Source organism: Variovorax sp. Root411 (assembly GCF_001425205.1).
Classification (GTDB): domain Bacteria; phylum Pseudomonadota; class Gammaproteobacteria; order Burkholderiales; family Burkholderiaceae_C; genus Variovorax.
Map to the genome: position 1 here is coordinate 218,675 of NZ_LMDW01000001.1, position 24,741 is coordinate 243,415.

22 protein-coding genes are annotated in these 24,741 nt (G+C 67.2%); 18 read left to right on the forward strand and 4 right to left on the reverse strand.

The features are described from left to right. Positions 1-117: 117 nt before the first annotated feature. From ASC92_RS00930 to ASC92_RS00945, 4 genes are read left to right on the forward strand one after another with little or no spacing between them, the layout of a single operon-like run. Positions 118-1,128 carry an ABC transporter substrate-binding protein gene (locus ASC92_RS00930; protein WP_056509344.1) on the forward strand — a complete coding sequence of 337 codons (1,011 nt, stop codon included), beginning with the start codon at positions 118-120 and terminating at the stop codon, positions 1,126-1,128. Then, entirely contained in the window at positions 1,129-3,405 is a 2,277-nt protein-coding gene (locus tag ASC92_RS00935; RefSeq protein WP_235505638.1) for an ABC transporter permease, read from the forward strand. After that, entirely contained in the window at positions 3,402-4,442 is a 1,041-nt protein-coding gene (locus ASC92_RS00940) for an ABC transporter ATP-binding protein (RefSeq protein WP_056509348.1), read from the forward strand. The genes ASC92_RS00935 and ASC92_RS00940 overlap by 4 nt, the downstream gene beginning before the upstream one ends. A gap of 12 nt (positions 4,443-4,454) precedes the next feature. Then, complete coding sequence (locus ASC92_RS00945) at positions 4,455-5,117, forward strand: HAD family hydrolase (RefSeq protein ID WP_056509351.1); 663 nt, start codon at positions 4,455-4,457, stop codon at positions 5,115-5,117. Here ASC92_RS00945 and ASC92_RS00950 read toward each other — a convergent pair. Then, complete coding sequence (locus ASC92_RS00950) at positions 5,063-5,734, reverse strand: lipocalin family protein (protein WP_056509355.1); 672 nt, start codon at positions 5,732-5,734, stop codon at positions 5,063-5,065. The two genes, ASC92_RS00945 and ASC92_RS00950, sit on opposite strands and share 55 nt — an antisense overlap. A gap of 229 nt (positions 5,735-5,963) precedes the next feature. Between ASC92_RS00950 and tal the strand changes: the two genes are divergently transcribed. The 3 genes from tal (at position 5,964) to ASC92_RS00965 (ending at position 8,951) form a co-directional block, all read left to right on the forward strand. After that, positions 5,964-6,920, forward strand: a complete 957-nt coding sequence (tal, locus tag ASC92_RS00955; protein WP_056509358.1) for a transaldolase — start codon at positions 5,964-5,966, stop codon at positions 6,918-6,920. A gap of 2 nt (positions 6,921-6,922) precedes the next feature. Then, positions 6,923-8,476 carry a glucose-6-phosphate isomerase gene (gene pgi / locus ASC92_RS00960; protein WP_056509361.1) on the forward strand — a complete coding sequence of 518 codons (1,554 nt, stop codon included), beginning with the start codon at positions 6,923-6,925 and terminating at the stop codon, positions 8,474-8,476. A gap of 142 nt (positions 8,477-8,618) precedes the next feature. Next, positions 8,619-8,951, forward strand: coding sequence for a DUF805 domain-containing protein (locus tag ASC92_RS00965; protein ID WP_056509364.1), 333 nt, complete (start codon positions 8,619-8,621; stop codon positions 8,949-8,951). Positions 8,952-8,982: 31 nt separating this feature from the next. Here ASC92_RS00965 and ASC92_RS00970 read toward each other — a convergent pair whose 3' ends face one another. Beyond that, complete coding sequence (locus ASC92_RS00970) at positions 8,983-10,035, reverse strand: 4-hydroxythreonine-4-phosphate dehydrogenase PdxA (RefSeq protein ID WP_056509367.1); 1,053 nt, start codon at positions 10,033-10,035, stop codon at positions 8,983-8,985. 56 nt (positions 10,036-10,091) lie between these two features. Beyond that, positions 10,092-11,066: a Bug family tripartite tricarboxylate transporter substrate binding protein gene (locus ASC92_RS00975; protein WP_056509371.1), complete on the reverse strand. Its 975-nt coding sequence runs from the start codon at positions 11,064-11,066 to the stop codon at positions 10,092-10,094. A 94-nt stretch (positions 11,067-11,160) separates the two neighbouring features. Between ASC92_RS00975 and ASC92_RS00980 the strand changes: the two genes are divergently transcribed. The 11 genes from ASC92_RS00980 to xylB all read left to right on the forward strand — a co-directional run bounded on the left by ASC92_RS00980 (position 11,161) and on the right by xylB (position 22,998). Further along, positions 11,161-12,090 (forward strand): LysR family transcriptional regulator, encoded by a 930-nt coding sequence (locus ASC92_RS00980; RefSeq protein ID WP_200935927.1) that lies wholly within the window; start codon positions 11,161-11,163, stop codon positions 12,088-12,090. A gap of 179 nt (positions 12,091-12,269) precedes the next feature. Continuing rightward, complete coding sequence (locus ASC92_RS00985; RefSeq protein WP_056509374.1) at positions 12,270-13,580, forward strand: ABC transporter substrate-binding protein; 1,311 nt, start codon at positions 12,270-12,272, stop codon at positions 13,578-13,580. Between the two features lie 139 nt (positions 13,581-13,719). Next, positions 13,720-14,577: a carbohydrate ABC transporter permease gene (locus ASC92_RS00990; protein WP_056509377.1), complete on the forward strand. Its 858-nt coding sequence runs from the start codon at positions 13,720-13,722 to the stop codon at positions 14,575-14,577. A gap of 13 nt (positions 14,578-14,590) precedes the next feature. Next, complete coding sequence (locus ASC92_RS00995; protein ID WP_056509381.1) at positions 14,591-15,424, forward strand: carbohydrate ABC transporter permease; 834 nt, start codon at positions 14,591-14,593, stop codon at positions 15,422-15,424. Between the two features lie 17 nt (positions 15,425-15,441). Beyond that, positions 15,442-16,482, forward strand: coding sequence for an ABC transporter ATP-binding protein (locus ASC92_RS01000; protein WP_056509385.1), 1,041 nt, complete (start codon positions 15,442-15,444; stop codon positions 16,480-16,482). A 79-nt stretch (positions 16,483-16,561) separates the two neighbouring features. After that, positions 16,562-17,950 carry a D-arabinitol 4-dehydrogenase gene (gene dalD, locus ASC92_RS01005; RefSeq protein ID WP_056511724.1) on the forward strand — a complete coding sequence of 463 codons (1,389 nt, stop codon included), beginning with the start codon at positions 16,562-16,564 and terminating at the stop codon, positions 17,948-17,950. Continuing rightward, positions 17,947-18,735 carry an L-iditol 2-dehydrogenase gene (locus ASC92_RS01010; RefSeq protein ID WP_056509388.1) on the forward strand — a complete coding sequence of 263 codons (789 nt, stop codon included), beginning with the start codon at positions 17,947-17,949 and terminating at the stop codon, positions 18,733-18,735. The genes dalD and ASC92_RS01010 overlap by 4 nt, the downstream gene beginning before the upstream one ends. Positions 18,736-18,869: 134 nt before the next feature. Then, positions 18,870-19,541: a transaldolase family protein gene (locus ASC92_RS01015; RefSeq protein WP_056509392.1), complete on the forward strand. Its 672-nt coding sequence runs from the start codon at positions 18,870-18,872 to the stop codon at positions 19,539-19,541. A gap of 17 nt (positions 19,542-19,558) precedes the next feature. Further along, complete coding sequence (locus tag ASC92_RS01020; RefSeq protein WP_056509395.1) at positions 19,559-20,524, forward strand: carbohydrate kinase family protein; 966 nt, start codon at positions 19,559-19,561, stop codon at positions 20,522-20,524. Positions 20,525-20,548: 24 nt separating this feature from the next. Next, a complete protein-coding gene (locus ASC92_RS01025; protein WP_056509398.1) occupies positions 20,549-21,502 on the forward strand; it encodes an AraC family transcriptional regulator in 954 nt (317 codons plus the stop codon). Positions 21,503-21,522: 20 nt separating this feature from the next. Further along, positions 21,523-22,998 carry a xylulokinase gene (xylB, locus tag ASC92_RS01030; RefSeq protein WP_056509401.1) on the forward strand — a complete coding sequence of 492 codons (1,476 nt, stop codon included), beginning with the start codon at positions 21,523-21,525 and terminating at the stop codon, positions 22,996-22,998. A gap of 74 nt (positions 22,999-23,072) precedes the next feature. Here the strand turns inward: xylB and groL are convergent, their stop codons facing one another. Beyond that, positions 23,073-24,725 (reverse strand): chaperonin GroEL, encoded by a 1,653-nt coding sequence (groL, locus tag ASC92_RS01035; protein ID WP_056509403.1) that lies wholly within the window; start codon positions 24,723-24,725, stop codon positions 23,073-23,075. Positions 24,726-24,741: the final 16 nt, after the last annotated feature.

Here is a 24,741-nt window from a genome sequence, read left to right on the forward strand (position 1 = left end):
GGCCGCCGAGAGGGCCAGTTGCGATGGTACTTGTACCGATTCGCCCGACCTGTACTAAAGCTACGCTGACCTGTGGCCGCAGGGCCTTTTTTTATGCATGAGGCGGAGAAAATTCAGATGAAGAAGCTTTTTACCGCAGCCGCGCTGCTCGGGTTGTCGGCCGCCGCGTCGGCGCAGACCGTCAACGTGATCTGCTCGGTCCAGGCCGAGTGGTGCAGCGTGATCTCGACCGTCTACGCACGCACCACCGGCGTGCGCATCAACATGGCGCTCAAGGGCTCCGGCGAGGCGCTGGCCCAGTTGATCGCCGAAAAGGACAACCCCAAGACCGACGTCTGGTTCGGCGGTACCGGCGACCCGCACCTGCAGGCGGCCGAGCAGGGCCTCACGCTCGAATACAAGTCGCCCACGCTGGCGCAGCTGCACCCCTGGGCCCAGCAGCAGGCCAAACAGTCGGGCTACAAGACGGTGGGCATCTATTCGGGCCCGCTGGGCTTCGGCTACAACCCCGAGCTGCTGGCCAAGAAGAAGCTGCCCGTGCCCAAGACCTGGGCCGACCTGCTCAAGCCAGAGTACAAGGGCGACATCCAGGTGGCCAACCCCGCCTCCAGCGGCACGGCCTACACCATGATCGCCACGCTGGTGCAGCTGATGGGCGAGGACAAGGCCTTCGACTACCTGAAGGCGCTGCACAAGAATGTCGGCCAGTACACCCGCTCGGGCACCGGCCCGATCAAGGCGGTGGCGCGCGGGGAAACCGCGATTTCCATCAGCTTCGTGCATGACGGCCCGGGCGAGAAGATGCAGGGCTTTCCGGTCGAGACCATCACGCCGAGCGACGGCACCGGCGCCGAGATCGGCTCCATGAGCATCGTCAAGGGCGCGCGCAACCTCGAGGCGGCCAAGAAGTTCTACGAATGGGCGCTGACGCCCGCTGCGCAGGAGTTGGGCGCCGCCAACAAGCAGTTCCAGCTGCCGAGCAACGTGAACGCCAAGCTCGACCCGCGCATTCCGGACTTCAAGAAGATCAAGTTCATCAACTACGACTACGCCAAGTACGGCGCGAGCACCGAGCGCCGGCGCCTGATCGCGCGCTGGGAAAAAGACGTCAATTCGCTGCCGCGCTGAGTGGCTGCGCATTTGATTGATGCCGGCGCGCCGGTCAATCCGGCATCGCTGGCCGCGGCCCGGCGCTCGCAGCGCTGGATCTGGGCATGGGTCGCGCTGGGCTTTGCGGCGTACCTGCTGCTGCCCTGGTATGCGATTCAGGATGCGACCTGGTACGAAGCCATTCCGCAGGTGTTCGGCCAGGCGGAAGGCGCCAACGGCCTGATGCAGGCGGCGATGCAAGGCCGAAGCTGGCTCTTCGTCGGCCTGGCGGGGCTGGCGATGTGCGCCATCGGCGCCTGGCTGCCGGCGAGCCGTGCGCAAGGGCGCTGGCTGCTGGCCGGCGGCGCCGTGGGTGCGATCGGCCTTGCGCTGACGGGCTTCGCCATCGGCGCGCGGGGCTGGAGCTTCGCGGCGCTCACTGCGCAGTTCGGCGAACTGGCCGTCAACCAGTTCGGCATCGGCGCGGGCGGCTTCGTGGCGCTCACCGCGCTCGTGCTGCTGGCGGCGTTCGGTATCGCGCGGCTCGGCCTTTTCAAGGGCGACCTGTTCGTGGCCGCCGCGGTCATCGGCTGCGGCGCGCTGATGGCACTGTTCATCGCCTACCCTGTGAGCAAGGCGCTGTCGGGCGCGTTTTTCAACGAAGACGGGCAATGGTCGATCGCCGCGTTTGTCGCGCGCGTGTTCACCGAGCGCATCTGGGGCCTGGGGTGCCTTTCCGGCGGCGTGCGCTGCGGCGTGGCGTGGAACACGCTGGTGCTGGCCCTGCTCACCGCGGCAGGCACGACCTTCCTCGGCACGCTGATGGCGCTGATGGCCGAGCGCGGCAGCAAGCGCGGGCAGGGCGCGCTGAGGGTGCTGGCGCTGCTGCCGATCATCACGCCGCCGTTCGTGGTGGGCCTCGGCCTGATCCTGCTGTTCGGCCGCGCGGGCATCGTCAACCAGGTGCTGGAGAACGTGTTCGGCATCGAGCCCACGCGCTGGTTCTACGGCATGCCCGGCGTGCTGGTGGCGCAGCTGTTCGCGTTCACGCCCATCGCCTTCATGATCATGCGCGGCGTGGTGCAGGGCATCGCGCCCAGCCTGGAAGAAGCCGCGCAGATGCTGCGCGCCGACCGGCGCCGCACCTTCTTTACCATCACGCTGCCGCTGCTCAAGCCGGGGCTGGCCAACGCCTTCCTCGTCGGCTTCATCGAGAGCATCGCCGACTTCGGCAACCCCGTGGTGGTGGGTGGGCAGTTCTCGGTGCTGTCGACCGACATCTTCTTCGCCATCGTCGGCGCGCAGTACGACCAGGGCCGTGCTGCGTCGCTCGCCTGGGTGCTGACGCTGTTCGCGCTCGGCGTGTTCGCGCTGCAGCGCGGCGTGCTCGGCAAGCAGAACTATACGACCGTGAGCGGCAAGGGCGACGCCGGCATCGCGATGGCGCTGCCAGACGGCGTGCGCCGCACCATCCAGTGCATCGCGCTGCCGTGGATTGCTTTCACCGCGGTGGTCTACCTGTTCGCCTTCGCGGGTGGCTTCGTGCAGACCTGGGGGCGCGACTACAGCTTCACGCTGAACCACTTCAAGAACGCGTTTTCGCTCGAATGGGGACAGTTCGGGCTGGTGTGGGCGGGTACGGCGTGGAACTCTCTGATCACCACGCTCAAGCTCGCGGGCATCTCGGCGCCCATCACCGCGGCGCTCGGCTTGCTGATCGCGTGGCTGCTGGCGCGCAACGAGTTCAAGGGACAGGGGCTGTTCGAGTTCGGCGCGCTGCTGGCCTTCGCCATTCCGGGCACGGTGCTCGGCGTGAGCTACATCCTGGCCTTCAACGTGCCGCCATTCGAGCTCACGGGCACGGGGTTGATCATCGTGCTGTGCTTCATGTTCCGCAATTTGCCAGTGGGCGTGCGGGCGGGCACGGCGGCCTTCAAGCAGCTCGACCGCTCGCTCGACGAAGCCTCGCTGATGCTGCGCGCATCGACCTCGCAGACGCTCTTCAAGGTGGTGCTGCCGCTGCTGAAGCCCGCGCTGGTGGCCGCGCTGGTCTACAGCTTCGTGCGCGCCATGACGACGGTGAGCGCGGTGATCTTTCTGGTCACGGCCGAGAACGAACTGGCCACCACCTACATCATCGGCCGCGTCGGCAACGGCGACTACGGCATTGCGCTGGCTTACTGCACCGTGCTGATGATCCTGATGTCGTTGGCGATCGCGCTGGTGCAGTTCGTGGTGGGCGAGCGCAAGCTGGGGCGGCGCGGCGCTGTGCCCCCGCATGAGGGACATCACAAAATGGAAAGCCTGGGAACATGAACGGCATCGAATTCCGCAACGTCACCAAGCGCTACGGCACCGACAGGAACGCGCCGCTGGCCGTCAAGGGCATCAGCTTCGAGGTCCCCGTCGGCACGCTGACCACCATCCTCGGCCCCTCGGGGTGCGGCAAGACGACCACGCTGCGCATGATCGCGGGACTCGAGTCGCCCACCTCGGGTTCGATCTTCATGGGCGGGCGCGACGTCACCACGCTCGGCCCGGGCGAGCGCAACGTGAGCATGATGTTCCAGAGCTACGCACTGTTCCCGCACATGAACGTGATCGAGAACGTGGGCTATGGCCTGCGCATGAGCGGCGCGAAGAAGGACGAGGCCACAGCACGGGCACGCGAGGCGCTGCGCGGCGTGGGCCTGGTCGGCTTCGACGAGCGGCTGCCCAGCGAGCTGTCGGGCGGCCAGCAGCAGCGCGTGGCGCTGGCGCGCGCGCTGGTGCTCGAACCGGCGGTGCTGCTGTTCGACGAGCCGTTGTCGAACCTCGACGCTCGGCTGCGCCGAGAGATGCGGGAAGAAATCCGTGCGCTGCAGCAGCGCCTGAGGCTCACTGTGGCCTACGTCACGCACGACCAGAGCGAGGCGCTGGCCGTGAGCGACCAGATCATCGTGATGGACCACGGCGTGATCGCCCAGCGCGGCACGCCCGAGCAGCTCTACGGGCGGCCCGAGAGCGAGTTCGTCGCCGGCTTCATGGGCGAGGCGATGGTGTTTCCCGCCACGGCGCACGCCGACGGCAGCGTGGCGCTCGGCCCGTTGCGCCTGCAGCCGCGCTATGCGATCGCGCCCGGCACGGTGAAAGTGGCAGTGCGGCCGGAGGCCTGGCTGATCGGCGCCACCGAGGGCCTGCCGGCCACGCTGCGCAAGGCCGCCTACCTCGGCAGCTATTACGAATACGGCTTCGACACCACACTGGGGCCGGTCTTCGTGGTGTCGACCGACCTGGCCCGGCCGCTGGCTGCGGGCGCGCAGACCACGCTGTCGCTCGGAGCCCACGGCGTGAGCGTGGTGCCCGGCGCATGAAACAATGGCGCGATGAACGTGGTTTTCGACCTGGGCGCCGTGCTGTTCGCATGGGAGCCCACCCGGCTGGTACAGGCCCATCTCGCGCAGCACGCGCCCACCGAGGCCGCCGCGGCCGCCATGGGCCGGGCGCTTTTCCATCACGACGACTGGACGGGTTTCGACTGCGGCACCCGCACGCTGGACGATGCCATCGCCCGCATGTCGGCCCGGCTCTCGCTGCCGGTCGAGCCACTTCGCACCATGCTCGAAGGGCTGGGTGAGCGGCTGGAGCCGATCGGCGTCACGGTCGACATGCTCGAACAGCTGGTCGCGCAGCGTGAGGGCGGCCAGCCGCTGCGCCTGTACTACCTGTCGAACATGCCTGCGTCCTACGCTCGGGCGATCGAGCGCCGGCACGCGTTCATGCAGCGCTTCGATGGCGGCGTGTTCTCGGGCGACGTGAAGTTCCTCAAGCCCGAGCGAGAGATCTACGAAGTGCTGGCAATGCGCCATGCGCTCGATCCGGAGCAGACCGTGTTCATCGACGACTCCGCCGCCAACGTCGAAGCGGCGCGCGCCTTCGGCTGGCAAGCCATTCACTGCACCGCGCCGGCCATGCTGCCGTCGCAGCTGCAGCGCTACCTGCCGGTCAGCACCACCTTGTCGGTGTCGAACCCCAGGCTGCTGGCGTAGTCCAGCTCCGCCTTCAGCACCGCGTCGTCCAGGCGCGGCGCGCGCGACAGCACCCAGAGGTACTCGCGATTCGGCGTGCCGACCAGCGACACCTCGTAGTTGCGGTCGAGTTTCAGGATCCAGTAGTCGCCCCACACCATGGGCAGCCAGCCGAGCCAGGCGGGCGCAAAACGCACTTCGAGGCGGCCTGCGCCGGGCTGGCCCGCCACGGGCACCACGCGCGCGATGCCGGTCGCCTGGTCGAAATTGCCGTCCGCGCGCGCGCAGCGGTTCACGACCTGAACGGTGCCGTCGGGCTGGGGCGTGTACTCCGCAGTCACGGGGCCGGCGCAGGCCTTCTGAAAGCGGTTCGGCAGGCGCGCCTGCTCATGCCAGATGCCGGCATAGCGCTGCAGATCGACGGGTGCCACCACCTGCAGCGGGGCGCGCATCAGCGGTGCGCCGTCGGCCGGGCCGGCCGGTTGCACACGCGCGGTGCGCGAGGCTTGGAGGGCCAGCCAGGCCGCGGCACCGCCCATGACGAAAGCGGTGGCCATGGTGCCGATCGCCGCGCTGGTGCGGCGGTCGTCGAAGGGCAGGCCGTCGGGAGGCGCGGGGCCGCGTTGGCGATGGGACATGGGAAGCTCCTGGCTGAAAATTTCGGCGTGGAGCGCAGCGTAGCCCCGGGGGTGCGGCCGATGCCGTCAGCCACGGACCACAGCCGGTGTAGGGCAGGGGGGCTGACAACCCTGTACGCAACAGGCTGATGGAGCCCCCGGAAAACCCGTGCTACGGTGCGCATGAAAACATCGGCCGACGCGCAACTGCGTGCAGGACTTGTCACAACCCGCACTGGATAATCATTTCATGAACCAACTCGATGCTCTCCGCCAATGGACCACGGTGGTCGCCGACACCGGCGACTTCAAGCAGCTCGGCGTTTCCAAGCCGCAGGACGCGACCACCAACCCGTCGCTGATCCTCAAGGCCGTGCAGAAGCCCGAATACCGGCCGCTGCTCGACGAAACCGTGAAGAAGCACGCCGGCAAGCCGCTCGACGAGGTCATCGATCGCCTGCTGGTGCGCTTCGGCAGCGAAATCCTCTCGATCATTCCGGGCCGCGTGTCGACCGAGGTCGATGCCCGCCTCTCGTTCGACACCGCCGCGACAGTGACGCGAGGCGAGCGCATCGTGGCGCTCTACAAGGCCGAGGGCATCGACACCGAGAAGCGCCTGCTCATCAAGGTGGCTTCCACCTGGGAGGGCATCGAGGCCGCGCGCATCCTCCAGCAGAAGGGCATTCGCACCAACCTCACGCTGCTGTTCTCGTTCGCGCAGGCCGTGGCCTGTGCCGATGCGGGCGTGCAGCTGATCTCGCCCTTCGTGGGCCGCATCTACGACTGGTACAAGAAGTCGGCCGGCGCCAAGTGGGACGAAGCGGCCAGCGCCGGCGCCAACGACCCGGGCGTCAAGTCGGTGCGGGAAATCTTCAACTACTACAAGCAGCACGGCATCAAGACCGAGGTGATGGGCGCGAGCTTTCGCAACGTGGGGCAGATCCAGGCGCTGGCCGGCTGCGACCTGCTGACCATCAGCCCCGAACTGCTGGCCGAGCTGGCCGCGAGCAACGAGCCGCTGCAGCACGCGCTCGACGCCAAGGCCGCACCCGGGGGCGACATCGCCAAGGTCAGCTACGACGAGGCGGGCTTCCGCTTTGCGCTGAACGAAGACGCCATGGCCACCGAGAAGCTCGCGGAAGGCATCCGCGCCTTCGCAGCCGACGCGGTGAAGCTCGAAAAACTCATGCAGGAAAGCGGCAAGTAAACATGGCCATGACCCTTCGCTGCGACCATGCGCCGGCCTGGGCGCAACTCCAGTCCAGCTTCGAAACGGCGGGCCGCCAGTTCGACGTGCGCCACGCCTTCGTGGACGACGCGAACCGCTTTGCGCGTTTCAGCCAAGAGGCGCCGTATGTCTTCGCCGACCTGTCGAAGAACCTGATCGACGCACGCACCGAGGAGCTGCTGCTCGCGCTGGCCCGCGAATGCGGCCTCGAGGCGCACCGCGATGCCATGTTCGCGGGCGAGCACATCAACGTCACCGAAGACCGCGCCGTGCTGCACACGCTGCTGCGCGCGCCGGCCGATGCGCCGACCGGTCCGAAGACCGCGAACGAGCTGCGCGAGGTGCACGCCACGCTCGACGCGATGCTGGCCTATGCAGAGAAGGTGCGCGGCGACCACACGATCACCGACGTGGTCAACATTGGCATCGGCGGCTCCGACCTCGGCCCGCAGATGGCGGTGCTGGCGCTGGCCGAGTTCGCCGCGCCGGGCAAGCGCTTCCACTTCGTCTCGAACGTCGATGGCCACGAGCTGGCCGGCGTGCTGCAGGGCCTGGCGCCCGAGCACACGCTGTTCCTCATCGCCTCGAAGACCTTCACCACGGCCGAGACGATGACCAACGCGCGGTCCGCGAAGCGCTGGTACGAGCAGTCGGGCGGCAGGGACATCGCGGGCCATTTCGCGGCGCTCACCACCAACGTGGAAGCGGCGAGGGAGTTCGGCATCGACACCACCTTCGGCTTCTGGGACTGGGTCGGCGGCCGCTATTCGCTGTGGTCGGCCATCGGCTTGCCGATTGCGCTGGCCATCGGCGCCGAGGGCTTTCGCCGGCTGCTGGCGGGCGCGCATGCGATGGACGAGCACTTCCGCACCGCGCCGCTCGAGAAGAACCTGCCGGTGCGGCTGGGCCTGCTCGACGTCTGGTACCGCAACTTCCACAAGTTCACGAGCCGCAGCATCGCGCCGTACCACAGCGCGCTCAAGCGCGTGCCGGCCTACCTGCAGCAGCTCGAGATGGAAAGCAACGGCAAGCAGGTCGACGCGAGCGGCAAGCCCGTGGCCTTTGGCACTTCGCCCGTGCTGTGGGGCGAGCCCGGCACCAACGGCCAGCACGCCTACTTCCAGATGCTGCACCAGGGCACCGACGTGATCCCGCTCGAATTCGTGGCGGTGCGCGACGCGGCGCACGACCTCGAAGGCCACCACCCCAAGCTGCTGGCCAACGCGCTCGCGCAGGCGCAGGCGCTGATGGTCGGCAAGCTCGACGAAGGCGGCCACAAGAACTTCCCGGGCAACCGGCCGAGCACCTTCTTCGTGTTCGAGAAGCTCACGCCCGAATCGCTGGGCGCCTTCCTCGCGATGTACGAACACCGCGTGTTCACCAGCGGCGCGCTGTGGGGCATCAACAGCTTCGACCAGTGGGGCGTGGAGCTGGGCAAGGTGCTCGCACGCGACATCGAGCCGCGCCTGGCCTCGGGCGACGTCGCGGGGCTCGATGCCTCGACGGCGGGGCTGTTGAAGCGGCTGGGAAACTGAAGAATCCGGACGCGGATTCGCTGGACGGCTCTTGCAATAAGCCGTTTGTTTGCGTACGAATGGCCGAGTTTGCCGTTGGAAGATGCATCGATATGATCGGCCCGGGGAAATTTCCCTGGGACCCATCAAGAGGAGTCGATCAATGGATTTTCAAACAGCGGTCAAGACTTGTTTCAGCAAATACGCCGATTTCAACGGGCGCGCATCGCGCTCGGAATATTGGTGGTTCGTGCTGGCCGAGGTCATCGTGCTCATCGTCGCGAGCCTCATCCATCAGTTCGTGTACGTCATCGCGGCGCTGGGTTTCCTGCTGCCCGCACTGGCCGTGGGTGCGCGCCGCCTGCATGACATCGGCAAGAGCGGCTGGCTCCAGTTGTTGATGCTCATCCCGATCGTCAATCTCGTGCTGATCTATTTCTACGTGCAGCCCTCCCAACCCGAGGCCAACCCGCACGGCGCGCCGGCGAGCGCCTGAGCTTTGCAGCGGCGCGCGCAGCGCCGGATCGTCAGGGCCGCGCAAGCGGCCCTTTTTCCTGGCCGCTCGCCATGCGCACGCACAGGTCGAAGGCCTGCTGCAGCCCCTCGATGTTCGCGATGCCCCGGCCCGCGATGTCGAATGCACTGCCGCTGGCCGACGTGGCCACCGGCACCGGCAGGCCGCCATGCAGGGTCACGCCCTGCTCGAAGCCCATGAGCTTCATCGCGATCTGGCCCTGGTCGTGGTACATCGACACCACCGCGTCGACGTCGCCGCGGCGCGCGCCGATGAACACCGTGTCGGGCGAGAACGGGCCGCGTGCGTCGAAGCCCTCGGCGCGCAGCCGCTCGACGGCGGGCGCGATGATCTCGATTTCCTCCATGCCGATGGAGCCGCCGTCGCCCGCGTGCGGGTTGAGCCCCGTCACCGCGATGCGCGGATGCGCCACGCCCGCGCGGCGCAGCGCCGAGGCGATGATCTTCACGGCGTCGCTCACGCCCTGCACGGTGATGTGGCTGGCCACGTCCTTCAGCGGAATGTGCGAGGTCACGCGTGAGGTCCACAGCGAACCGGTGAGGTTGAACTCGCAGACGAAGCCCGTCACCGCGAAGCGCTCCTGCATGTAGCGCAGCTCGTCCTCGTGCACGAGGCCGCCCAGGCGCAGCGAATGCTTGTTGAGCGGCGCAAAGAGAATCCCCTCGGCCTGCCCGCGGCGTACCGCCAGCGTGGCCAGTTCCAGCGCCTCGAACGAAGCCCGGCCGGACTGTTCGTTCGACTCGCCGGGCACCGGCTCCTGTCCCTGCATCCAGTCGCGTGCGAGCAGGCTGGGCCGGCCGTCCTCGAAATGCAGCTCGTCGAGGCTCTCGACCTGCAGCGGGGCCAGCTTCAGGCCTGCCACGCGCTCGCCGGCGGCCAGCACCACCGGATCGGCGATCAGCAGCACGCGCGCGGCGTCCAGGTTGCGCTGGCGCGCCAGCAGCTTCACGGCCATTTCGGGGCCGACGCCGCCGGGGTCGCCGAGCAGCACGGCGATGCGGGGTTTGGCGGAGATCACGCTCGGCGTCTTGGGTGGGGTGGGCATGGTGTCGGTTGGAGGCGGTTAAAGAAAAAGGGGAAACAAGGGGAGCAAGGGCCGGCTCATTCGGCCTTGATGTTGGCGTCGCGCACGAGCTGGCCGTAGTGGTCGAACTCCTGCCTGTTCATCGCCGCGAAGGGCTCGCCGGTCAGTGTGCCGGGTTCGCCGCCCAGCGCCTTGATGCGGGTCTGCACATCGGCCAGCTTCAGCGTGCGCACGAGTTCGGCGCTCAGCCGCTCGACCGCGGGGCGGGGCGTTCCGGCCGTCACGTAGAGGCCGTACCAGGTGGACACGTCGGCGCCCTTGATGCCCTGTTCGGCCAGCGTGGGCACGTCGGGCAGCTCGGGCGAGCGCTGCGGCGCGCTCACGGCCAGCGCGCGGAACTTGCCGGCCCTGATCTGGCCCATGGCCGAGGAGGTGCTGTCGAACATCATGTCGACCTCGCCCGAGATGATGTCGACGTGCGCCTGCGAGCTGCCCTTGTAGGGCACGTGGATCGACTTCATGCCGGTGGCCAGGTTGAAGGCCTCGCCGCCCACGTGCTGGGTGCTGCCGATGCCGGACGACGCGTACTTGAAACCGCCGGGTTTCGCCGCCATCGCCATCACCAGGTCTCTCACCGACCTGTACGGCGAGTTCACGGACACCACCAGCACGTTGGGCATCACGGCCACCAGGCCCACGGGCTGCAGGTCTTTCAGCGGGTCGTACTTGAGCTTGAGGATGTGCGGCGCCACCGCCTGCGCCGTGTTGGTGGCCAGCAGCAGCGTGGCGCCATCGGCCGGCGCGCGGGCCGTGAGTTCGCCGGCAATGGTGTTGGACGCGCCCGGCCGGTTCTCGACCACCACGGGCTGCTTGAGCGCTGGCGACAGCTTGTCGGCCAGCACGCGCGCGAGGATGTCGGTACCGCCGCCGGGCGAGGCGCCCACCATGATGCGCAGGGGCTTGTCGGGGTAGGCGGACTGGGCGCCGGCCGACGCCGCGACCAGCAGCGCGGCGGCCAGGCCTGCCGCGCGGGCCAGGGAGTAAAGCTTCATCGGGTCGTCTCCTGCTTGTTGTGGGGACAGAGCGTACGGAGCTTCGCCATCCCGATCCAATCGAAAAAGCCCGAAGCTCCATATACTTTTGTGCATGAACTCCGGCTCGACCGACGCCTCGCTGATGCTCCACGTGCGGCCGCGCCAGTTGCTGCTGCTGGCCCGGCTCGATGCCCACCGCCATCTCGGCCGCGCGGCCGAGGCCATGAACATCAGCCAGCCCGCGGCCACCAAGCTGCTGCAGCAGCTCGAAGACTCGCTCGGCGAAAAGCTCTTCGAGCGGCTGGCGCGCGGCATGGAGCCCACGCCCTACGGCGAGATCCTGATCCGCTATGCCCGCCGCGTGCTCAGCGACTTCGGCACCGCGCGCGAGGAGATGCTGGCCCTGCGCTCGGGCCTGAGCGGCGCCTTGCGCGTGGGCAGCGTGCCGGGCGCCGTGCCCGAACTGCTGGCGCCGGCGCTGGTGGAGTACCACCGCCGCCATCCGCAGGTGGCGGTGTCGGTGGTGGTCGAGACCAGCGACGTGATCCAGGCGCAGCTGGAGCAGGGCGATGTCGACCTCGTGCTGGGACGGCTCACCGACGGCCATGACGAGGCGAAGTACGCGAGCGTGCCGTTGCTGGGCGAGTCGCAGGTGGTGGTGGTGCGCATCGCGCACCCGGTGTTCGAGCGCCCCACAGTCACGCTGGCCGAGATGGCGAACTGGTCCTGGGTGCTGCAGCCGCCGGGCTCGCCGCAGCGCGGGCGCTTCGAGGCGGCGATGCGCGAGGCGGGCATCCAGACGCGGCTCGACATCATCGAAACGGCATCGCCCATTGCCATCACCGCCTTGCTGGAAAGCTCCGACATGGCGGCCGTGATGCCCGCCTCGCAGGCCAGCCATTACGCCCGGCTGGGCGTGCTTCGCACCGTGCCGGTGGAACTGCCGGTGCGCGTGCCGCCGATTTGCCTCATCACCCGCGAGGACCGCGCGCTGTCGCCGGCCGCCGCCCAGTTCCGGCGTCAGTTGCTGGGCGGCGGCTGAAGCCTTTGGGTTGCCGATTTACATGCTGTCTTGCGTTAACTAGGGAATTCACTAGCCGACTGGTGCATGAAAGTACTGGCATCAACTGCCCAAGTACCAAAACCGCAAGCGCGTTTCTCCAGAATCCGACCACGGCGACCCGACAAACAAGAGGGCGTCGCTCACCTCTAGGAGACAACATGAAGCGTTTTCTGAAAGCGGGCCTCGTCCTCGCACTCATCGGCACGGGCGCGCTGTCCCAGGCCGCCACTGAACTCGTGATCGCGACCGTCAACAACGGCCACATGATCGAGATGCAGAAGCTCACTCCCTTCTTCGAGAAAGCCAACCCCGACATCAAGCTCAAGTGGGTCACGCTGGAAGAAGGCACGCTGCGCCAGCGCGTGACCACCGACATCGCCACCAAGGGCGGCCAGTTCGACGTGATGACCATCGGCCTGTACGAAACCCCGATCTGGTCGAAGAAGGGCTGGCTCAAGCCCATCGCCACCGACGCGGCCTATGACGTGGACGATCTGCTGCCCGCCATCCGCAACGGCCTGTCGACCGACGGCAAGCTGTACGCCGCGCCGTTCTACGGCGAGAGCTCGATGCTCATGTACCGCAAGGACCTGGCCGACAAGGCGGGCATCAAGTTCCCCGAGCAGCCGACCTGGGCGCAGGTGAAGGAGTTCGCCGACAAAGTCAACGACCCGAAGGCCGGCGTGTACGGCATGTGCCTGCGCGGCAAGCCGGGCTGGGGCGACAACATGGCCTTCCTGACCACGCTGGTGAACACCAACGGCGGCCAGTGGTTCGACATGCAGTGGAAGCCGCAGATCGACACCAAGGCCTGGAAGGACGCCATCACCTTCTACGTCGACATGATGAAGAAGGACGGCCCCCCGGGCGCCTCGGCCAACAGCTTCAACGAGAACCTCGCGCTGTTCAACGAAGGCAAGTGCGCCGCGTGGGTCGACGCGACCATCGCGGCCTCGTTCATCAGCGACCCGAAGCAGTCGAAGGTGGCCGACAAGGTGGCCTTCGCGCAGGCGCCGACCGCCAGCACGCCGAAGGGCGCCAACTGGCTGTGGTCGTGGAACCTCGCCATTCCGGCCAGCTCGTCGAAGGACGAGGCGGCGCAGAAGTTCATCAAGTGGGCGACCTCCAAGGACTACGTCAACCTCGTGGCCAAGGAAACCGGCTGGGCCTCGGTGCCGACCGGCACGCGCAAGTCGACCTACGCGAACCCCGAGTTCCAGAAGGTGGCCAAGTTCGCCGAAGCGGAGAAGAAGGCCATCGACAGCGCGAACCTCACTGACAGCACGCTGCCCAAGTCGCCGTACGTCGGCGTGCAGTACGCGGCCATTCCCGAGTTCCAGGCCATCGGCGTGGCGGTGGGCCAGCAGATGAGCGCGGCGCTGTCGGGCAAGGTCACGGTGGACCAGGCGCTGAAGACCTCGCAGACGGCGGCGGAGCGGGAGATGAAGAAGGCTGGGTACTACAAGTAAGCCGCCTCCTTTCCCTCTCCCCCCGGGGAGAGGGTCAGGGTGAGGGGGCAGCAGCGCGTCCATGGCCGACGCCGCTTGCCCTCACCCCAACCCTCTCCCGCAAGCGGGAGAGGGGGCCACAGCCAGAGAGGAACCCACAATGAAACGACTCCTGCCCCGCGCCCTCATGGCGCCCGCCGTGCTCACGCTCTTCGCCTGGATGATCGTGCCGCTCGTGATGACGCTGTACTTCTCGCTGGTGAACTACAACCTCATGCAGCCCGGCGAACGCACCTTCGCGGGCATCGAAAACTTTCACTACTTCGTCACCGACCCCGACTTCTGGCCGGCCACGTGGAACACGCTGCTGCTGATCGGCAGCGTGATCGTCATCACGGTGGTGCTGGGCGTGCTGCTCGCGCTGCTGGTGAACGAGCCCTTCCCCGGGCGCGGCATCGTGCGGGTGCTGCTCATTTCCCCGTTCTTCGTCATGCCCACAGTCAATGCGCTGCTGTGGAAGCACATGATGATGAACCCGATCTACGGCGTGCTGGCCGACGTGTGGCGCGCCTTCGGCGCCCAGCCGGTCGACTGGCTCACCGACATGCCGCTGTTCTCGGTGATCGTCATGGTGGCGTGGCAGTGGCTGCCGTTCGCCTGCCTGATCTTCATCACCTCGCTGCAGTCGCTCGACCGCGAGCAGATGGAAGCCGCGCGCATGGACGGCGCGAGTTCGGTCCAGCGCTTCTTCTACCTGACCATCCCGCACCTCGGGCGCCCGATGGCGGTGGTGATCATGATCGAGATGATCTTCCTGCTCAGCGTGTTCGCCGAGATCGCCATCACCACCAACGGCGGCCCGGGCAACGAGAGCACGAACATGACCTACCTGATCTTCAAGCAGTCGCTGATGAACTTCGACGTGGGCGTGGCCTCGGCCGGTGCGTTGTTCGCGGTGGTGCTGGCGAACATCGTGGCCGTGTTCCTCATTCGCATCATCGGCAAGAACCTGGACTGAGGAGCGGCAAGCCATGCAACAACAACAACCCAGCAATTTCCTGCCGCTGGCCATCCGCACCGTGGGTGCCTGGGCCGTCACGCTCGTGCTGTTCTTCCCGCTCGGCTGGCTGTTCCTCACGGCCTTCAAGACCGAGCTGCAGGCGATCCACGTGCCGCCGCTCTTCGTCTTCGAGCCCACGCTCGACAACTTCGGCGAAGTGCAGCGACGCAGCGACTACCTGCTGTATGCGCGCAACTCGCTCATCACCAGCCTGGGCTCGACCATCCTCGGCCTGTTGATCGCGGCGCCGGCTGCGTACTCGATGGCCTTCTTCCGCACGAAGAAGACGCGCGACATCCTGATGTGGATGCTCTCCACCAAGATGATGCCGGCCGTCGGCGCGCTGGTGCCGATCTACGTGCTGGCGCAGACCGCGGGCATGCTGGATTCGCTCACCGCGCTGACCATCGTGTTCACGCTGTCGAACCTGCCGATCATGGTGTGGATGCTCTACAGCGCCTACAAGGACATTCCGAACGAGATCCTGGAGGCCGCGCGCATGGACGGCGCAAACCTGTGGACCGAGTTCCGCCATGTCGTGCTGCCGCTGTCGGTGGGCGGCCTCGCATCGACCGGCCTCCTGTGCCTGGTGCTGAGCTGGAACGAGGCCTTCTGGGCATTGAACCTCACCTCCGCCAAGGCCGGCACGCTGGCCACGCTCATCGCCTCGTACTCCAGCCCCGAGGGCCTGTTCTGGGCCAAGTTGTCGGCCGCCTCGCTGATGGCCATCGCGCCCATTGTCGTGTTCGGCTGGTTCAGCCAGAAGCAACTGGTGCAAGGCCTGACCTTCGGCGCCGTCAAGTAAAGAAAGGGAGACATCTCATGGCCTACCTGCAACTCAAAGACATCAAGAAGAGCTTTGGTGAAATCAACATCATCAAGGGCGTCGACCTCGAAATCCAGAAGGGCGAGTTCATCGTCTTCGTCGGGCCTTCGGGCTGCGGCAAGTCGACGCTGCTGCGGTTGATCGCCGGGCTCGAGCCCATCACCAGCGGCAACCTGCTGCTCGACGGCAAGGACATCACCTGGACACCCTCGGGCAAGCGCGACCTGGCGATGGTGTTCCAGAGCTATGCGCTCTATCCGCACATGAGCGTGTACGACAACATGTCGTTCGCGCTCAAGCTCGCGGGCGTGGGCAAGAGCGAGATCAGGACCAAGGTCGAATATGCGGCCAAGACGCTCAACCTCACGCAGTACCTCGACCGCACGCCGAAGGACCTGTCGGGCGGCCAGCGCCAGCGCGTGGCCATCGGCCGCGCCATCGTGCGCGCGCCCAAGGTGTTCCTGTTCGACGAGCCGCTGTCGAACCTCGATGCGGCGCTGCGCGGCAACACGCGCGTCGAGATCCACAAGCTGCACCGCGCGCTCGGCGCAACCACCATCTACGTGACGCACGACCAGGTCGAGGCGATGACGCTGGCCGACCGCGTGGTGGTGCTCAAGGACGGTCTCATCGAGCAGGTCGGCACGCCGCTGGAGCTGTACGACCACCCGGCCAACCAGTTCGTCGCGCAGTTCATCGGCATGCCGTCGATGAACATGGTGGCCGCGAATGCGATTCCCAGCTTCTCGGCCGCTACCGGCGGGAGGCTGCCCGCCGACGGCTTCCTCGGCGTGCGTCCCGAAGGCCTGCGCGTGCATCCGAAGCAGGGCGCGCCAGTGAGAGACGTGCAGGGCCGCGTCGAACTCATCGAGGCGCTGGGCGCCGACACGCTCATCCACGTCGACGTGGGCGGCGTGCCGCTGATCGCACGCCAGAACGAGCGCACGCCGCTGCAGGCCGGCGACGACGTGGCCGTGGAGCTCGATCCGTCGGTGCTGCACCTGTTCAACCGCGAAGGCCGTTCGGTCTCCGCGTGAACTTCATCCTCCCACCGTCTTTTCAACGGACATTCCCGTGACCATCGCGCACATTCCACCGGCTCCCACGGAGTTCACGGTGCTTCACCTGGGCCTGGGCTCGTTCCACCGCGCCCACCAGGCGGTCTACCTGCAGCGGCTGATCGACGCGGGCGACAACCGCTGGTCGCTCTCGGGCGCCAACATCCGGCCCGACATGGCCGAGGTCGTCGCCGCGCTGCAGGCGCAGGGCGGCCGCTACACGCTCGAAACCGTGTCGCCCGCGGGCGAGTACCGCTACGAAGAGATCGAGGCCATCCGCGAGGTGCTGCCATGGGAGCGTTCGCTGGCCGGCGTGATCGCGCGTGGCGCGGCGCCGTCGACCCGCATCGTGTCGTTCACCGTGACCGAGGCGGGCTACTACCTCGACAACAAGGGCAGGCTCGACCTGTCGTTCGGCGACCTCGCGGCCGATGTCGAGCGCGCACGCCGGGGTGAGGCGAGCGGCGACAGCGTGACCATCTACGGCGCGATCTGCGCCATCCTGCGCGCGCGCAAGGCCGCGAACGCGGGCCCGGTCACGCTGCTCAACTGCGACAACCTGCGCCACAACGGCGAGCGCTTTCGCGCCGGTCTGCTGGAGTTCATCGAACTGGCGGGCGATGCGGATCTGCTGGCCTGGGTGAACGCGAACACGCGCTGCCCGAACGCGATGGTCGACCGCATCACGCCGCGCCCGCCGCCCGAACTGCGCGCGCGCGTGAAGGCTGCAACGGGACGCGACGACGCGGCCGCCATCACCGGCGAGAGCTTCATCCAGTGGGTGATCGAAGACGACTTCGCGGCCGGCCGTCCCGACTGGGGCCGCGTGGGCGTGGAACTGGTCGCGTCGGTGCAGCCTTACGAAGAGGCCAAGATCCGCATCCTCAACGCCACGCACAGCTGCATTGCCTGGGCGGGAACGCTCGCGGGTCTCGACTTCATCCACGAAGGCACGCATGACGCGGCCATCCGCAAGATGGCGTTCGACTACGTCACCGACGACGTCATCCCCTGCCTGAGCCCGAGCCCGATCGACCTCGCGGCCTATCGCGACGTGGTGCTCGACCGTTTCGGCAATCCGTCCATCCGCGACACCAACCAGCGCGTGGCGGCGGACGGCTTCTCGAAGATTCCCGGCTTCATCGCGCCGACGGTGCGCGAGCGGCTCGCGGCGGGCCAGACCATCGAAAGCGTCGCGATGCTGCCCGCGCTGTTCCTTGCTTTTCTGCAGCGCTGGCATCGTGGGGCGTTGCCCTATGCGTACCAGGACCAGGGCATGGACGAGGCCGCGGCGCATGCGATCTGCAATGCCGCCGATCCGGTGCTCGCCCTGTGTTCGGACGCGGGTCTGTGGGGCGCCGCCTCAGGCGATGCACGCCTGGTCGATGCTGTTCGAGGTGCGAGCGGCCGAGTAGAAGATTTCCTGAACGCTGGAGCAACGAAATGAGCGAACGCCTGAAGAACCGCCACGTGCTGCTGACCGGTGCCGGCGGCGGCATCGGCCTGGCCGTTGCCGAGGCCTGCATCGCCGAGGGCGCGCGCTGCAGCGTGGTCGACCGTGCACCGGCTGCGCCCGAGGCGGTGCGGGCGCTGCAGCAGCGCCATCCCGACCACCTGGCCTACATTGCGGCCGACGTCACCGACACGCAGGCCATCGCGCACATGCTGGCCGAGGCGCAGGTCGCCTTCGGGCCGATTCACACGCTGTTCAACAACGCCGCGGTGTTCGACCTGGCGCCGCTGCTCGACAGCGACGAAGCCTCGTTCGACCGCCTCTTCGCGGTCAACGTGAAGGGCATGTTCTTCGTGATGCAGGCCGTGCTGCGCCACATGGTCGAGGCGGGCACGCAGGGCGCGTCGGTCATCAACATGGCCTCGCAGGCCGGGCGCCGCGGCGAGGCGCTGGTGTCGCACTACTGCGCGACCAAGGCGGCCGTCATCAGCTACACGCAGAGCGCCGCACTGGCCATGGCGCCGCACGGCATCCGCGTCAACGGCATTGCTCCCGGTGTGGTCGATACGCCGATGTGGGACCATGTCGACAGCCTGTTCGCCAAGGCCGAAGGGCTGGCGCCCGGAGAGAAGAAGCGGCGCGTCGGCCTTGAGGTGCCGCTTGGCCGCATGGGCATGCCGAGCGATATCGCGGGGGCGGCTGTGTTTCTGGCCAGCGACGAGGCGCGCTACATCACGGCGCAGACCTTGAATGTCGATGGTGGCAATGTCATGAGTTGAGATGAGAGATTTCTTTTCTGTTCGAGGCGGTGGGTTTCGTTCGGGGCGCGCTCACGCCGACGGGGGACATTCGCGGAGGGGAGTACCCGGTGGCCTGTGCACGCCCCCGAATGCAAGTTTCAAGTAGGCAACCCATGAATGAAGATTTCCACCTGTACCTAGACAGCGCCGACCTGGAAGAGCTCAAGGCCTGCCTGCCGCACCCGGTAGTACATGGCGTAACGACCAACCCGACGCTGCTCAAGCGTGCGGGTATCGGACGCGGCGAAGTGCCCGGCCTGCTGAAGCGCTGCATCGAGCTGGGTGCACGACAAGTGCAGGCACAGGTGTATTCCAGCGAAGTCGACGGCATGCTGGAAGACGCGCAGGCCCTGCTCTCGCACTTCGACCGAGGCCAACTCGTCGTGAAGATTCCCGCCACGCGCCAGGGCCTCGATGCCGGCGCGCGCCTCATTGCGCAGGGCGTGCCCGTCACCTGGACGGCGGTGTATGCGCCCGAGCAGGCGCACTTCGCCGCGCAACTGGGCGCGGCCTATGCGGCGCCGTATCTCGGACGGCTCGAAGACAGCGGCGTCGATGGCCTGGCGTTGATCGGGCAGATGCAGGCGCTGGTCGCGCTGCGTCCTTCGTCCGGCACGCGACTGCTGGTGGCCAGCATCCGCTCGCGCGAGGCCTACCTTGCCCTGCTGGGGCTCGGCGTGGGAGCCATCACCATCCCGCCGCGCCTCTTTGCCGAACTGCTCGACCATCCCGCCACCCTGGCCGCCGAACGCGGCTTTTTGGCGGATGCTCGCGCACTGCCCTGATCGAGAATGCAGACACCATGCGCATAGCACTCACGGGCGAAGCCCTCATCGATTTCACCGCCAGCGAGGCGGGCACCCTGGCGTTCCTGGGCCACGAGGGCGGTTCCCCGCTCAACACGGCCGTGGCCTGCGCGCGGCTCGGGCAGCCGACCGGTTTTCTCACGCAGCTGTCGACCGACCTGTTCGGCGAGCGGCTGATGGGTTTCCTGCAGCGCAACGGCGTGGACACCAGCCTCATCCTGCGCAGCAACGCGCCCTCGACGCTGGCCTTCGTCGAACGCACACCGCAGACCAACCGCTATGCCTTCTACACGCGCGGCAGTGCCGACGCCACCTGGGCGCCCGAGCCGCTGCCGCAGTTGCCGGCGAACTGCCGCTTCCTGCACTTCGGCTCGATCTCGCTGCTGCAGGAACCGGCTGCTACGCGCATCGCCGAGCTCGTCGCGGCAAACGCGGGGCACCGCGTGATCGTGTTCGACCCCAACGTGCGGCCCAGCCTGATCCCCGACATGGCGGCTTACCGTACCAGCGTCACGGGTTGGTTCGGCATGGCCGATCTGGTCAAGCTCAGCGACGAAGATGCTGCGCTGCTCTCGCCCGGCCAGCCGGTCGACGCGCTCGCGGCCGAGTGCCTGACGGCCGGCGCGCGCGCGGTGATCGTCACGCGCGGCGGCGACGGCGCGACGCTCTGGCGAACGGGCCACGAGCCACTGACCGTGGCCGCGCCGCGCGTCACGCTGGTCGACACCATCGGCGCGGGCGACACCTTCACGGCCGGGCTTTCGGTGTCGCTGCTTGCGCATGGCGTGGAGCACCCGGCCCAGCTCGGTGAACTGGGCGACGAAGCCTGGACCGAGGTGCTGCGTTTCGCCGCCACCGCCGCCGCCCTGAACTGCACCCGGGAAGGCGCAGATCCGCCCACGCTGCAGGCCGTTCACAACGCGCTTGCCGAGGCAGACAATGGGGCTGCTTCCCGGTCCTGACTCCATGCTCATGCTCATGCTGCAATGACGACGTCCACCCGCAAGCGTTCGATTCCTCGTCAGCGCCAACCCGAGCTGGAGCGCGACTTTGCACGCTCTCCATCGCTGGGCTACGAGGCCCCTGAAACCGGTTTGGTGCGCTGCCTCGCGCATGGCTTTCCGAGTCCGCTGGTGCGATGGCACTTCCATGAAGACTACGAGCTGCACCTGATCACCGAGACCTCGGGCAAAGCCTTCATCGGAGACTGGATCGGGCCGTTCCAGCCCGGACACCTCGTGCTGTGCGGGCCACGCCTGCCGCACAACTGGATCTCGCTCGACGTGCCCGAAGGCGGCGCCGCGGGGCGCGACAGGGTGATCCAGTTCCGCCACGAACCGATCGAGCATGCGGCCGAACAGATTCCCGAACTGCGCGAAGTAATGCAGCTGCTGGAGCGGGCGCGCCACGGCATCGAATTCTTCGGCATGTCGCAGAGCGCGCAGGCGCACTGGGACACCATCAAGGCCGCGCGCGGCGTGCGGCGCCTGGGCCTGTTCCTCGACTTCATGGCCGACCTCGCGCAATGCACCGACTACCGGCTGTTGTCGAGCGTGCAGATGCAGGGCGCGCAGGGCATCGAGGGCGATGCGCAGGTCGACCAGATCAACGACATCGTCAACCGCATCACCAGCAACATGGCGGAGTCGATCTCGATGTCAGACGTGGCGGCCGAACTGGGCATGAGCGAGAGCCGCTTCAGCCGCTTCTTCCGGCGCTCCACCGGCAACAGCTTCACCGACTTCGTCAACCGTGTGCGCATCAACAGCGCCTGCCACCTGCTGATGCAGACCGATCACTACGTGACCGACATCTGCTACCAGGTGGGCTTCAACAACGTGGCGAATTTCAATCGACGTTTTCTTGAAATCAAGGGAATGACGCCGAGCGAATTCCGAAAGCAGGCAGACACCCGCTTCGGCGGCGGCATCTCTTCCTAAACAACAGCCGGGGGTTCATCTTGTACCTGGGACTCGACCTCGGCACGTCCGAGCTCAAGGCGCTCCTGCTCGCCGACGATCACCGCATCGTCGGCGTGGCCCGCGCGCCGCTCACGGTCGAACGGCCGCGGCCGCTGTGGTCGGAGCAGGCGCCGCAGCAGTGGTGGCATGCGCTCGAGGAGGGGATGCGTGCGCTCGGCAAGTCGCATCCCGAGGAACTCGCGGCGGTGCGCGCCATCGGCCTGTCGGGGCAGATGCACGGCGCCACGCTGCTCGATGCGGCGGGCGAGGTGCTGCGCCCCGCGATCCTCTGGAACGACGGCCGCAGCGGCGCGCAGTGCGATGAACTCACGCGCGCCGTGCCGCGGCTTGGCGAGATCGCAGGCAACCTCGCGATGCCGGGGTTCACCGCGCCCAAGCTGCTGTGGGTGCGCGAGCACGAGCCCGAGATATTCAATCGCGTCGCGCGCGTGCTGCTGCCGAAGGATTGGCTGCGCTTCATGCTCAGCGGCGAGGCGGTCAGCGAGATGTCGGACGCGGCGGGCACGCTGTGGCTCGACGTCGGGGCGCGCGACTGGTCCGACGAACTGCTCGCGGCCACGGGCCTCACGCGCGCGCACATGCCGCGGCTGGTCGAAGGCAGCGAGGTGTCGGCGCGGCTCAAGCCCGAACTGGCGGCGCGCTGGGGCGTGGGCAGCGGCGGCGTGGTGATCGCGGGCGGTGCCGGCGACAACGCGGCCAGCGCCGTCGGCATGGGCCTCGTCGAGCCGGGGCAGGGATTCGTGTCACTCGGCACCTCGGGCGTGGTGTTCGTCTCGACCGACCGCTTCCTGCCGAACCCCGCGCAGGCGATGCACGCCTTCTGCCATGCGCTGCCGGGGCGGTGGCACCAGATGTCGGTGATGCTCTCGGCCGCGAGTGCGGTGAGCTGGGCGGCGAAGACTTTCAAGTTCGCGGACGAGGCCGCGCTGCTCGAAGCGGCGGCGTCTGTCCCGCTGGCACAGCGCGAGCGCTGTCCGCTGTTCCTGCCGTATCTCTCGGGCGAACGTTCGCCGCATAACAACCCCAATGCGCAGGGCGTGCTGTTCGGGCTGACGCACGCACACGGGCCAGCCGAAATCGCGTACGCCGTGATCGAGGGCGTGAGCCTCGGCCTGCGCGACGGCTTCGACACCCTGCGGCTGCCGGCCGGGATGCCGCTGCGCGAAGTGGCGCTGGTGGGCGGTGGTGCGCGCAGCGTGTGGTGGGGGCAACTGCTGGCCGACATCTTCGGCGTGACGCTCACGCTCTATGCGGGCAGCGAGACGGGCGGGGCGCTGGGTGCGGCGCGGCTGGCGTGGCTCGCCGATGGGGGCAGCGTCGCCGAGGTGTGCACGCTGCCGCCGGTGAAGCAGAAGCTGACGCCATCGACCGAAGGGGCCGACGGGCACAGGACGCGGCATGCGCGGTTCCAGGTACTGTACATGGCGTTGCGCGACCAGTTTCGATCAACCTAAACGTAGCGCGCAATAAAAAAGGGCCGCTTGCGCGGCCCTTCTTGTTTGGTGAGCAGGTGAGCTCAGCCGGGCAATTACATGCCCATGCCGCCCATACCACCCATGCCGCCCATGTCAGGCATGCCACCGCCGGCGCCGGACTCGTCCTTGGGTGCGTCAGCAACCATGGCTTCGGTCGTCAGCAGCAGCGAGGACACCGAAGCGGCGTTCTGCAGTGCGGTGCGCGTGACCTTCGTCGGGTCCAGGATGCCCAGCTCGAGCATGTCGCCGTACGTGTCGTTCGCAGCGTTGAAGCCGTAGTTGCCCTTGCCGGCCAACACAGCGTTCACCACCACCGAGGCTTCGCCGCCGGCGTTGTTCACGATTTCGCGCAGGGGCGCTTCGATGGCCTTCAGCACCAGCTTGATGCCGGCTTCCTGGTCCGCGTTCTCGCCCTTGACCGACTCGCCCACAGCTTGCTTGGCACGCAGCAGAGCCACGCCGCCGCCAGCCACAACGCCTTCTTCCACTGCAGCGCGGGTAGCGTGCAGGGCGTCTTCGACGCGAGCCTTCTTTTCCTTCATTTCGACTTCGGTGGCGGCGCCAACCTTGATCACTGCCACGCCGCCGGCCAGCTTGGCCACGCGCTCTTGCAGCTTTTCACGGTCGTAGTCGCTCGTGGCTTCTTCGATCTGCACGCGCACTTGCTTCACGCGGGCTTCGATGTCGCCAGCGGCGCCGGCGCCGTCGATGATGATCGTGTTTTCCTTGCCCACTTCGATGCGCTTGGCTTGACCCAGGTCGGCCAGCGTCACCTTTTCGAGCGTCAGGCCCACTTCTTCAGCGATGACCTTGCCGCCCGTCAGGATGGCGATGTCTTCCAGCATGGCCTTGCGGCGGTCGCCGAAGCCAGGCGCCTTGACGGCCACGACCTTCAGGATGCCGCGGATCGTGTTCACGACCAGCGTAGCCAGGGCTTCGCCCTCGACTTCTTCGGCAATGATCAGCAGCGGACGGCCGGCCTTGGCGACTTGTTCCAGCGTGGGGAGCAGGTCGCGGATGTTGCTGATCTTCTTGTCGAACAGCAGCACGAAGGGGTTGTCCAACAGCGCCGATTGCTTCTCGGGGTTGTTGATGAAGTAGGGCGACAGGTAGCCGCGGTCGAACTGCATGCCTTCGACGACGTCGAGTTCGCTGTCCAGCGACTTGCCGTCTTCCACGGTGATCACGCCTTCCTTGCCGACCTTGTCCATCGCGTCAGCGATGAGCTTGCCGATGGTTTCGTCGCTGTTGGCCGAGATCGAGCCGACTTGAGCGATTTCCTTCGACGTGGTGGTGGGCTTCGAAGCCTTCTTCAGCTCGGCGACCAGGGCCGTCACGGCCTTGTCGATGCCGCGCTTCAGGTCCATCGGGTTCATGCCGGCAGCCACCAGCTTGAAACCTTCGCGAACGATGGCTTGTGCCAGCACGGTCGCGGTGGTGGTGCCGTCACCGGCGTTGTCCGAAGTCTTGGAAGCCACTTCCTTCACGAGCTGGGCGCCCATGTTCTGGAGCTTGTCCTTGAGTTCGATTTCCTTGGCGACCGACACACCGTCCTTGGTGACGGTGGGGGCGCCGAACGAGCGCTCGAGCACCACGTTGCGGCCCTTGGGGCCCAGGGTCACCTTGACTGCGTTGGCCAGGATGTTGACACCCTCGACCATGCGTGCGCGGGCTTCACCGCCGAAGACTACGTCTTTTGCTGCCATGTTTGTTTACTCCGAA

Coding starts and splice junctions, on each gene's coding strand:
- ASC92_RS01000 (WP_056509385.1), top strand. CDS start 15,442: ATGGCCTACCTGCAACTCAAAGACATCAAGAAGAGCTTTGGTGAAATC.
- ASC92_RS00950 (WP_056509355.1), bottom strand. CDS start 5,734: ATGTCCCATCGCCAACGCGGCCCCGCGCCTCCCGACGGCCTGCCCTTC.
- ASC92_RS00965 (WP_056509364.1), top strand. CDS start 8,619: ATGGATTTTCAAACAGCGGTCAAGACTTGTTTCAGCAAATACGCCGAT.
- ASC92_RS00980 (WP_200935927.1), top strand. CDS start 11,161: ATGAACTCCGGCTCGACCGACGCCTCGCTGATGCTCCACGTGCGGCCG.
- ASC92_RS01020 (WP_056509395.1), top strand. CDS start 19,559: ATGCGCATAGCACTCACGGGCGAAGCCCTCATCGATTTCACCGCCAGC.
- ASC92_RS00945 (WP_056509351.1), top strand. CDS start 4,455: ATGAACGTGGTTTTCGACCTGGGCGCCGTGCTGTTCGCATGGGAGCCC.
- ASC92_RS00995 (WP_056509381.1), top strand. CDS start 14,591: ATGCAACAACAACAACCCAGCAATTTCCTGCCGCTGGCCATCCGCACC.
- ASC92_RS00985 (WP_056509374.1), top strand. CDS start 12,270: ATGAAGCGTTTTCTGAAAGCGGGCCTCGTCCTCGCACTCATCGGCACG.
- ASC92_RS01010 (WP_056509388.1), top strand. CDS start 17,947: ATGAGCGAACGCCTGAAGAACCGCCACGTGCTGCTGACCGGTGCCGGC.
- ASC92_RS00975 (WP_056509371.1), bottom strand. CDS start 11,066: ATGAAGCTTTACTCCCTGGCCCGCGCGGCAGGCCTGGCCGCCGCGCTG.
- ASC92_RS01015 (WP_056509392.1), top strand. CDS start 18,870: ATGAATGAAGATTTCCACCTGTACCTAGACAGCGCCGACCTGGAAGAG.
- ASC92_RS00930 (WP_056509344.1), top strand. CDS start 118: ATGAAGAAGCTTTTTACCGCAGCCGCGCTGCTCGGGTTGTCGGCCGCC.
- ASC92_RS00990 (WP_056509377.1), top strand. CDS start 13,720: ATGAAACGACTCCTGCCCCGCGCCCTCATGGCGCCCGCCGTGCTCACG.
- pgi (WP_056509361.1), top strand. CDS start 6,923: ATGGCCATGACCCTTCGCTGCGACCATGCGCCGGCCTGGGCGCAACTC.
- ASC92_RS00970 (WP_056509367.1), bottom strand. CDS start 10,035: ATGCCCACCCCACCCAAGACGCCGAGCGTGATCTCCGCCAAACCCCGC.
- groL (WP_056509403.1), bottom strand. CDS start 24,725: ATGGCAGCAAAAGACGTAGTCTTCGGCGGTGAAGCCCGCGCACGCATG.
- ASC92_RS01025 (WP_056509398.1), top strand. CDS start 20,549: ATGACGACGTCCACCCGCAAGCGTTCGATTCCTCGTCAGCGCCAACCC.
- ASC92_RS00940 (WP_056509348.1), top strand. CDS start 3,402: ATGAACGGCATCGAATTCCGCAACGTCACCAAGCGCTACGGCACCGAC.
- tal (WP_056509358.1), top strand. CDS start 5,964: ATGAACCAACTCGATGCTCTCCGCCAATGGACCACGGTGGTCGCCGAC.